This is a genomic window from Syntrophaceticus schinkii (assembly GCF_000946815.1).
Classification (GTDB): domain Bacteria; phylum Bacillota; class DSM-12270; order Thermacetogeniales; family Thermacetogeniaceae; genus Syntrophaceticus; species Syntrophaceticus schinkii.
In genome coordinates, this window is record NZ_CDRZ01000277.1 from 1 (window position 1) to 9,413 (window position 9,413).

General features: G+C 47.7%; 10 protein-coding genes. 5 read left to right on the plus strand and 5 right to left on the minus strand.

Annotated features, from left to right (window positions below; genetic code table 11):
• Positions 1–673 (plus strand): potassium transporter TrkG (locus SSCH_RS14035; protein WP_044666024.1); only part of this gene is annotated, 673 nt, incomplete at its 5' end.
• Between the two features lie 256 nt (positions 674–929).
• Here SSCH_RS14035 and SSCH_RS14040 read toward each other — a convergent pair.
• On the minus strand, positions 930–1,505 hold the full coding sequence (locus SSCH_RS14040) for a GNAT family N-acetyltransferase (RefSeq protein ID WP_052835679.1): 576 nt from the start codon (positions 1,503–1,505) through the stop codon (positions 930–932).
• A gap of 1,128 nt (positions 1,506–2,633) precedes the next feature.
• Between SSCH_RS14040 and ligD (SSCH_RS22570) the strand changes: the two genes are divergently transcribed.
• The 4 genes from ligD (SSCH_RS22570) to SSCH_RS14060 all read left to right on the plus strand — a co-directional run bounded on the left by ligD (SSCH_RS22570) (position 2,634) and on the right by SSCH_RS14060 (position 5,691).
• Positions 2,634–3,098, plus strand: a complete 465-nt coding sequence (gene ligD, locus SSCH_RS22570) for a non-homologous end-joining DNA ligase LigD (RefSeq protein WP_198142502.1) — start codon at positions 2,634–2,636, stop codon at positions 3,096–3,098.
• Positions 3,086–3,547 (plus strand): non-homologous end-joining DNA ligase LigD, encoded by a 462-nt coding sequence (ligD, locus tag SSCH_RS22575; protein ID WP_232294495.1) that lies wholly within the window; start codon positions 3,086–3,088, stop codon positions 3,545–3,547. The genes ligD (SSCH_RS22570) and ligD (SSCH_RS22575) overlap by 13 nt, the downstream gene beginning before the upstream one ends.
• Before the next feature lie 97 nt (positions 3,548–3,644).
• Positions 3,645–4,097: an ATP-binding protein gene (locus SSCH_RS14055; protein ID WP_052835680.1), complete on the plus strand. Its 453-nt coding sequence runs from the start codon at positions 3,645–3,647 to the stop codon at positions 4,095–4,097.
• Positions 4,098–4,287: 190 nt separating this feature from the next.
• Positions 4,288–5,691 carry a CehA/McbA family metallohydrolase gene (locus SSCH_RS14060; RefSeq protein WP_044666026.1) on the plus strand — a complete coding sequence of 468 codons (1,404 nt, stop codon included), beginning with the start codon at positions 4,288–4,290 and terminating at the stop codon, positions 5,689–5,691.
• 230 nt (positions 5,692–5,921) lie between these two features.
• Here the strand turns inward: SSCH_RS14060 and SSCH_RS14065 are convergent, their stop codons facing one another.
• The 4 genes from SSCH_RS14065 to SSCH_RS14080 form a co-directional block, all read right to left on the minus strand.
• Positions 5,922–6,890 (minus strand): ABC transporter ATP-binding protein, encoded by a 969-nt coding sequence (locus SSCH_RS14065; RefSeq protein WP_044666027.1) that lies wholly within the window; start codon positions 6,888–6,890, stop codon positions 5,922–5,924.
• Entirely contained in the window at positions 6,887–7,903 is a 1,017-nt protein-coding gene (locus tag SSCH_RS14070; protein WP_044666028.1) for an ABC transporter ATP-binding protein, read from the minus strand. The genes SSCH_RS14065 and SSCH_RS14070 overlap by 4 nt, the downstream gene beginning before the upstream one ends.
• An 11-nt stretch (positions 7,904–7,914) precedes the next feature.
• Positions 7,915–8,844: an ABC transporter permease gene (locus SSCH_RS14075; RefSeq protein ID WP_408645745.1), complete on the minus strand. Its 930-nt coding sequence runs from the start codon at positions 8,842–8,844 to the stop codon at positions 7,915–7,917.
• A partial coding sequence (locus SSCH_RS14080; protein ID WP_044666032.1) for an ABC transporter permease occupies positions 8,844–9,413 on the minus strand: 570 nt, incomplete at its 5' end. The genes SSCH_RS14080 and SSCH_RS14075, both read right to left, overlap by 1 nt.

Sequence of the window (9,413 nt, forward strand, 5' to 3'; positions counted from 1 at the left end):
TCTGCGCGGCCGCAGTTTGAAGGCTTTTTGGCGGAATGAAGGAATTTCGTTTTCTATTGCAGGAATTGTCCTGGTGGCGATTGCTATAATGCTTTTAATACCAGTTCCCTTTTCAGCAGTGGAAGAACTGATCAGGACATCTGCATTTCAGGTGGTATCTATTATTACCACTACCGGTTATTCCACAGCTGATTTCAACCTGTGGCCTTATATGTCACAAGCACTGCTGGTTATGTTGATGTTTGTCGGAGGCTGCTCGGGTTCAACCAGCGGTTCGATCAAGGTAGGGAGGATCTTGATTTTATTGAGGCAGGGGATTTTGGAGATCAGGAAGCTGATCCATCCCCGCGCTGTCTTTTCCTTGAAAATCGGTGGGAAAAACATATCCAATGAACTGGTAAGCAATGTTATGCAGTTTTTCTTTTTATATGTTGCCATTTTTGCGGTTTCCGGTATCGCTATGACGGCTATGGGGCTGGATCTAAAGACTTCCTTTACTTCTGTTGCCGCCACATTCGGCAATGTGGGTCCTGGCCTGGGGTTAGTGGGGCCTGCTGGCAATTATTCTTTGGTCCCAGGTCAAGGCAAACTCCTGCTCAGTTTCCTGATGCTGCTGGGCCGCCTGGAGATATACACGGTGTTTGTGATGTTTTCACCGAGCCTCTGGGAGTAGTGGTGCAATGGGGACGGTTCCTGGTGCATTTCTGCGTGTAAGGGGGACAGTTTCGTGATTAGTCGTTGGTGGTTGGCGAGTTAGTGGTTAGTGGTTAGGACGGGCATAGTGTTTACCATGTTCTGAACCCGTACCAGGTGCCCTGTTGCCTAAAAAGGGATCAGAAGAACTGCCTCCCACTGATCTCCCTTTTCTCCTTGGGTTATGGATGAACTGCAGGAGACTGTCTTTTTGGGTTTCTGTTTCACTTTAGGCATCAAGAGGATGAGTGGGGTATAGTAAACTGCGAGTCACTGTCCTTTAAACATCCTGTTTCACCCTGGGCATCAAGAGGATGGGTTTGGTGATAAACTCTCTCATACAGTATATCTTTTGTCTGGCGAAACTCTCCTTTATTGAGCTTGTGGGGGAAGGACATCAGGAAAAGGGGCACCGGATGCATGCGGGGATTGTAGGGGGGTTGAAGGTAAGGATATAAATTTAATATAAAACCCAGCCTTTCATAAAAAGATATTCTTCTCCTGGCATTGCATGTGTCCGGTTTTTCTACCTCTAAAACGATTTTTGGGTATTTGGATATCAATCTCTCGATGGCTTTTGAGCCATAACCTTTTCCTCGCAGTTCCTTTTTGATTGCCAGGTGTTCAATGAAAATAAAAGACTTGAGATTCCAGAATGCAAGAAATCCGTTTAGTTTTTGTTCGGCATAGAGTGGCATTATATGATATAATGGGTTATCCAAGATTTGTTTCTGGTGTTGAAGATCTCTCCTTTCGCTTGCTGGGAAGGAGTACTGGTAGATTTTCCATAATTCTTGAAACTCTTTGTTCATTCTAGATTACCTCTGTATAAATATGAAATATTTTAGATGCAAAATTGCTGGTAGATAAGTGTTTTGTTTCCTATCACGGCAGCATGGCGCTATAATAATATTATACATGAACAATTACTTGGTTAGGCACAATAATTGCATAGATAATAGTTTAAGCAAACATGTTAACAAAGCGGCCCCCGAAGCTGTCGGTTACCTCCCAAAATGAAAAAAATAACCGGCAGCTTCTTTTATATGGGGTCAGGCTTGTTTTGATTGCTACCTGAGAACCAAAGTTACGGTTCTCTTGCTTCTTCAGAGTAATCCCGGATGCACTGGGGACTGTCCCCAGTGCACGCTGCCACCATCGGGACAAACCGGTATTTCACTTTATTGTGGTGCAGGTTGGGGTTTATGAGTGCATGGGTGTGAATGGTTTCTGTATGACTCAAACCAGGTGGAATAAAAGACCGCCTGCTCCTATAGCTGCAGACGGTAACCCCGCAATCTGTCAACTATCATTTTATGACCCATTTATTTTTTTACTTCTTTTCTTTTCATGATGTGGTCATAAAGGAGATACATGTCATCATAAGGAAACTGGTATTCGACTTTCTTGTCCTTGTTTTGGTTGGGTACCAGGTGCAATTTTTTTTTCACGCGCCTCGTTTTTCACATCTTTCAAAGCTACTGCCATTTTATTCATCCTCCTTTTTCGGCTTGAGCCGCATGTTACTTTTTTCACTTATATAAAGATGCAAAAAGCGTGCCATTACATGAGGTTTTAGCCCCTAATAAAAATTATTCTGAAAAGCATATTGTGACAAATAGTGCAAAGTATCGCTTCTTCCCGGGAATGAAAAAATTGGGAGACAGACCTTTATAATATGCCGTTTTTTCGTTAAATGTGCCGCATTCACGGCAGTTGTTTACGCAATAAGGGGAGGAGTTTATAGCTAATACATTTACCGATGGGCCACTGGCAAAGGTGCTGCTATGGTTCCTGGCACCAATAGTTTTATGGCTGCGTAGTATATAAAAGGCATCTGTATGTTCTGAAGGCGGGTTACGATCTCCAAGAATATTTTCTTGAGGAAGGCTGACATACTAAAGGCAACTAAAAAAGATAGACCGGGGGTTACAGTTGGAATGCAGGAATCAGAGAAAACAACCATATCAATAGGTGGCAGGGAGCTAGTTCTGTCAAATTTGAACAAGGTTTTTTATCCGGCAAAGGGATTTACCAAAGCGCAGGTGATCGATTATTACAGCAGGATTGCACCTGCTGTGCTGCCGCACCTCAGGGGGAGACCGGTGACACTCAAGCGGTTTCCGGATGGTGTAGAGGGCAAGTTTTTTTATCAAAAGGAATGCCCAGTGCACAGACCGGATTGGCTGTGCACTGCTCTTGTTAGAGGGGAAAAGAGTGAACGGGAAATTAATTTCTGCCTTCTGGATGACATTCCATCTCTTGCCTGGGCTGCCAACCTGGCGGCTTTAGAACTGCACACCTCTCTGTCGCTGAGCCGAGATCCCGGTACTCCTACTGTATTGGTTTTCGATCTTGACCCCGGCCCTCCGGCCACAATTATAGAGTGTTGTTGGGTAGGCTGATGCTGCGTGAACTCTTGCAGAAACTTGATCTGTATTGTATTCCAAAGACGTCTGGCCTTAAAGGGCTGCAGGTTTACGTTCCACTCAATAATCCGGTGAGCTACGATCAGACAAAGGGGTTTGCCAGGGCCTGCGCTGAACTGCTGGAGGAACAGCACCCTGATCTGGTTGTCTCTCGCATGGCCAAGGATCTGCGAACAGGCAAGGTTTTTATCGATTGGAGCCAAAATGACTTCCACAAAACAACGGTTTGTGTTTATTCCCTGCGTGCCAGGGAAAAGCCTGCGGTTTCCACGCCCCTCAGGTGGGATGAGCTAGAGGCAGCGGCTCAAGGAAGGGACCCGGAGCTCCTGGTTTTTGAAGCCGCGCAGGTCATCGACCGCTTTGATCGCTATGGTGACCTCTTTGCCGCGGTTGCTGATATGAAACAGGAACTGCCGTTAAAATAGATAACTGGTACAAAGTTTGATTGCAGTGCTTTTCTGTCGCCTGGTAGATATTCCGGTTTCATTTGCAATAAAAAGTAGTTTATAAGGAGCAAATTTGATGAAGGGAAAACTGGTCATTCTTATCGGACCCCCCGCAGCAGGGAAGTCCACCTGGTTGCATCAGTTCAGTGGTGAGGTGATCAGTACAGATGATATTCGACGCCGCGAGTTTGGGGTGCAGTATGACCAGCAACTAGAACCCGCTGTTTGGCAGTTGGCTTATGAACGATTAGAAGAGTATATTAGATCAGGAAAGGATGTATGTTTTGATGCAACAAACACTACACGCGGCCGCCGGAAACCGCTGATTGAGCTAGCAAAAAAATACGGAGCCGGTGTGGAAGGTGTGGTTTTCCTTCAGGAGCTGGATGTCTTAATCAAGCGCAACAGAAGCCGCCCTCCTGGGAAGAAGGTTCCCGAGGAAGTGATCAAAGACAAACTTCAGGAACTGGAGATGCCCTCTTATGAGGAGGGGTTTGACAAAATAGAGTTTTTAGAGGTTTTTAGATAAGAGCGACTTTATGGTAATAGCATGCATCTTCTCGTGATCATCCTAAGTTTATCTTCACTCATCTCAATACAAGGACATCTCTTTTACCAACATTTTTTACTGTATCTGCTCAGCAACCTGCTTTGGTGTGACCATTTAATTACCTTCCCGTAAGTAGAATTAGGGCATAAGGTTAATGGTGGAGGTAATAATGAAAGGTATAAAAATAACTATTGACTCACCTGATATTATTCGCTGGCCGGAAACCGATTTTAAGGTTTGTGTGAGCATCTGCAATACAGCTGAAGATCGCCGGGGCATTTTTATAAAAGAAATCAGTATCCAGGCCGGGGGAGTTATTCTAGGCAGTACAGCGGTAGGGAGAAAATTGCCCTCTATATCTGAAGAGTATGCTGTCGCACAAACATTAATAGAGAAACCCTATTATCAAAAAATGAAGCTGTGGCGTTTTTTGAACTACAGTACCTGTAGTTTCACCTTCAACATCGATCTAAAAGCGGTAAAACCGGATCTATGCTTTGAGGACAGCATTAATCTAGCAGCTATAGTAAGTGTGATCAAGGAGGGGAAGGAAGAGAGGCTGAATGTTTCCCGGGAGGTTGTTTACTCCCAGTCTCTACAAAAACTACCCGGCTGGGTGGCCGGGGACCCCCATGTGCATACTCGATTCTCAGATGCATTACCCTGGTGTACAGTAAAAAGGCAGGCGCTAGCCTGTAAAAAAGCCGGTTTTGACTGGGTGATCATTACCGACCATGACGATCTTCTTGATCCTGTTGCTTATGCCAGAGAACGCCTGCAGTGCCGCGCTGCGGAAAAAATGTTTGATATAGCGGTTCTGTTGGGGGAGGAAGTGACCACAACAGGGGGAGATGTTCTGGTATATGATGCCGGGTGCTATATCAGCCGCTGGAAAGGAAACAGCCAAAAAACCGGACAGGAGCTATTTGATGAACTGCGCTTCTCCAGGGGGATATGCTTTATCGCTCACCCGTTCAGAAGGGATATTTTCGGCGATCACCGCTGGAAGGAATGGCAAGTGACAGGTTACACAGGACTTGAAATTCTAAATGGGAGATGCAGTGAGCTGAAAGCCCTTCAAGCCTGGGATCGGCTGGCCTGGGAGAGGGGGGAGGAGTGGAGAAAGATAGGAGAACAGCGCTGGGTTGGTATAGGGGGCTCTGATGCCCATCACCTCTCCGGTATCGGCAGAAAACTCACCTTTGTGTTCACCGGCGGTTCTACAAGCCACAGCAGCATTATTAAAGCCTTACAGTCCGGATACGCGGTGGCCAGTAATGGCCCACTGGTTGATTTTACTGTCAAGGGAAAACATCTAGGGGAAACCGTTACTCTCCAACAGGGTGAGCGCGTCTTTCTGGTAATCCGGTGGCCGATGGGCCAGAAACTCGATAGACTGCGGGTAGTAATGAACGGCAGGACAATCCATGATCTTGAAGTGACCCCATTTGAGAACAGCACCCATTCGATCAAAATACATGTTACTGTACAAGGACCCGGGTTTGTGAGGATTGAAGGCATGGAGGGAAACAGAACTGCCTATACCAATCCAATTTTTCTTGAGCTCCGCTGATCAAGATCAATGGATCAAGGAGACGGCAGCCTGTGTAACAACTCCCTAAATCACCAGTAACAGCGGGCCAGAATTGGGGGGCATTACTGAAATAGCGGGTAATTGGTGTCCCAACCGTCCCCTTGTCACCTGGATCAAAAGTGGATCAAGAGAACCGTCCTGATCTGATCCACCGGTTCCCCTGATCCACGGCATCTTTTTTCCGACTTCCGACTTCCGGCCTCCGACCTCTATAAATGGCAGGCCACCTTGTGCCGGCTGTTCCCTTTGAATACCGGTTCTTGTTCGGCACAGATCTCCTTGGCTTCCCCACAGCGTGTACGGAAGCGGCAGCCAGTAGGGGGGTTGATGGGGCTTGGCACATCTCCTTCCAGAATGATACGTTTCCTTTTCATGGCAATCTCCGGATCCGGAACGGGGATCGCGGAGAGGAGTGCTTTGGTATAGGGGTGCAGGGGATTGGCAAACAGCTCATCGCTGTCAGCTATTTCGACTATTTTCCCCAGGTACATCACTGCTATCCGGTCACTGATGTGCTTGACCATGGCCAGGTCATGCGCGATGAACAGATAGGTCAAGCCAAGGGTTTCCTGCAGCTCATCCAGCAAGTTGATCACCTGGGCCTGGATGGAGACATCCAAAGCTGAGATGGGCTCATCACAGATGATAAATTCAGGTTCCACTGCCAGTGCTCTGGCTACTCCAATGCGCTGGCGCTGCCCCCCGCTGAATTCATGGGGGTAACGAGTGGCATGTTCTGCATTGAGTCCCACCAGGTGAAGGAGTTCATGAACACGGTCTTTACGGGCTTTTCCTTTGGCCAGTCCGTGAATATCCAAGGGTTCCCCGATGATGTCGCTTACAGTCATGCGTGGGTTCAGTGAAGCATAAGGATCCTGGAAAATCATCTGCATCTTGCGCCTGATCTGGCGCATCTTACTGGCGCTGGCTGTCACTATATCTTCGTTATCAAAGAGGATTTCACCGGCAGTGGGTTCATAAAGACGCAGAAGTGTGCGCCCTACAGTTGTTTTGCCACAGCCGCTTTCTCCAACCAGCCCCAGGGTTTCCCCGCGTTTAATAGAAAAAGATATATCATCAACAGCCTTCAGAATAGAAAATTTACCAAAAAACCCGGCTGCCAGTTGGAAATATTTTTTTAGGTTATTAACTTCCAAAATGTTCTCACTGTTTTTCATGATCTTGCCTCCAGTCCAACAGCTTCCCGTGCTGCTTGAGCATCAGGATGTAGCAGCCAACAGGCGGCTTGATGTCCGTCAGCTGCCTGGAAGTGTGGTGGGTCATGTTCCACACAGACCTTGAGGGCATATTTGCATCTAGGCATAAATGCACAGCCTACAGGAGGCTTGATCAGATCCGGCGGCTGCCCTGGAATAGGAACCAGCCGGTGTTTTTCTTGCGAATCCAGGCGGGGGACAGATTTCAAGAGTCCCCAGGTATAAGGGTGCTGGGGATGATGATAAATGTCATCAATACTTCCGCTTTCTACAATTTTTCCTGCATACATCACCATTACCCGGTGGCAGACATCTGCGACAATCCCCAGATCATGGGTGATCAAAATAATAGCGGTATCCAATCGCTTTTGGATGTCCTTCATTAACTCCAGGATCTGGGCCTGGATGGTGACATCCAGAGCTGTTGTGGGCTCATCAGCGATCAGGATTTTTGGTTCACAGGCCAGGGACATGGCGATCATCGCTCTTTGTCGCATTCCACCACTGAACTCATGTGGGTACTGGTTGTAGCGCCGTTCCGGGTTAGGGAAGCCAACCAGATTCTCCATGTCCAGGGCGCGTTTTTTTGCCTCTTCTGTATTGACATCCATGTGCAGTTTGACCCCTTCGGCGATCTGTTTGCCTATCTTCATGGTTGGGTTCAGAGAGGTCATGGGGTCCTGGAAGATCATACCGATTTCATTGCCACGCAGCTTCTGCATTTCCTTTTCCGTGAGATCAAGAAGATTTCTGCCTTCTAAAAGCACTGACCCGCCGCGGATCACCGCAGGAGGGGATTGCAGCAGGCGCATGATGGTGTGAGCTGTGACACTTTTCCCACAGCCCGATTCCCCTACTATGGCCACGGATTCACCTTTATCTAAAGAGAAGGTAACCCCTCGTACAGCCTGGACCTCACCCGCCGGGATCAGGAAAGAAACCTTTAAATCTTTGACCTCCAAAAGTCTTGTCACATTAATCCCTCCTATTTCCTAAGCCGTGGGTCCAAAGCATCGCGTAGGCCGTCGCCAAAAATATTAAAGGCCAGAATTGTCAAGCTGATAAAGAAAGCGGGGTAGAAGAGCTGCCAGGGGTACAGCCGTATGGAGCTGATACCGTCGCTGACGAGCATCCCTAAGCTGGCAGCTGGGGCAGAGACACCCAGTCCCAGGAAACTCAGCCATGCTTCAGCGAAAATGGCCTCAGGAATTGCTAATGTTGAATAAACCAAAATTGGTCCCATGCAGTTGGGGATCAGGTGGCGAAAGATAATGCGCCACTGGCTTGCTCCCAGTGCACGTGCAGCCAAAACATATTCCTGCTCCTTGAGGGAGAGCACCTGGCCTCGCACCAATCTGGCCATAGAGAGCCAGTAAACCGCTCCCAGAGCAATGAGTATGGTATGTAAACCGGGCTCCAGCACTACCATCAGCAGGACCACATAAAGCAAAAACGGAATTCCCGAAAGTACTTCCACGATACGCATCATCACTTCATCTACCCAACCACCAAGGTACCCGGAAATACCACCGTAGGTTACACCGATCAGGAACTGGACAAGGGCGCTGACAAAGCCAATCAAAAGTGAAACCCGTGCTCCATGCCACACCCTGGTAAAGAGGTCACGTCCCAGGTCATCTGTGCCAAACCAGTGTTCTGAGCTGGAAGGCAGGTTTGTATATTCCACAGACAGCTGTTGGGCGTCATAGGTAAAAGTAGTCAGATATGGCCCAACAATAGCCATGATCAACATGAGAATAACAATGACCAAACCGGCCATTGCCCCTTTATTCATTTTTAACCTGCGCCAGGCATCCTGCCAGTAGGTGGTGCTGGGGCGGACAATGGCTTCATCTTCTCCGATTTTATGTGTAAATGGATGAAATAGCATCTTTGATATAGGGTCCACCACCATCACTCCTTCCTATCTGCAAGTTTGATGCGGGGGTCAATAAAAGCATAGGCCATATCCACGATCAGGTTCATGCCCATCAAAAATAAGCTGTAAAATACCGTTGTACCCATGACCACTGTATAGTCACGGTTCTGAATACTGGTGACAAAGGAGCGGCCCAGGCCAGGTACAGCGAAGATGTGCTCGATAATAAAGCTACCTGTGAGAATTCCCGCAATCAGTGGGCCCATGTAAGTTACCACCGGCAAGATGGCATTACGTATAACGTGTTTGGTAATAATCTTGGATGAAGATAATCCCTTAGCCCTGGCAGTTTTAACATAGTCCTGCTGAAGCACTTCCAGCATCCCTGAGCGCATCAGACGCGCAATAACTGCGGTAGGAAGTGCGGCCAGGGAAAGTACAGGCATGACCATGTGTTTCCATGATCCCCACATGGCCGGCGGCAATATCTGCCACCTGTAGGCAAAAAGGTACTGAAGAAGGCCGGCAATGACGAAGCTGGGGACAGAAAAACACAGGATAGCCAGAAACATGGTACCGTAGTCCTGGATCTGGTTCTGCTTTAG

What these genes read in the sequence shown, in the direction of transcription:
- SSCH_RS14040 (WP_052835679.1), bottom strand. Translation starts at nt 1,505, where the DNA reads ATGAACAAAGAGTTTCAAGAATTATGGAAAATCTACCAGTACTCCTTC.
- ligD (WP_198142502.1), top strand. Translation starts at nt 2,634, where the DNA reads ATGCAGGAATCAGAGAAAACAACCATATCAATAGGTGGCAGGGAGCTA.
- SSCH_RS14055 (WP_052835680.1), top strand. Translation starts at nt 3,645, where the DNA reads ATGAAGGGAAAACTGGTCATTCTTATCGGACCCCCCGCAGCAGGGAAG.
- SSCH_RS14060 (WP_044666026.1), top strand. Translation starts at nt 4,288, where the DNA reads ATGAAAGGTATAAAAATAACTATTGACTCACCTGATATTATTCGCTGG.
- SSCH_RS14065 (WP_044666027.1), bottom strand. Translation starts at nt 6,890, where the DNA reads ATGAAAAACAGTGAGAACATTTTGGAAGTTAATAACCTAAAAAAATAT.
- SSCH_RS14075 (WP_408645745.1), bottom strand. Translation starts at nt 8,844, where the DNA reads ATGGTGGTGGACCCTATATCAAAGATGCTATTTCATCCATTTACACAT.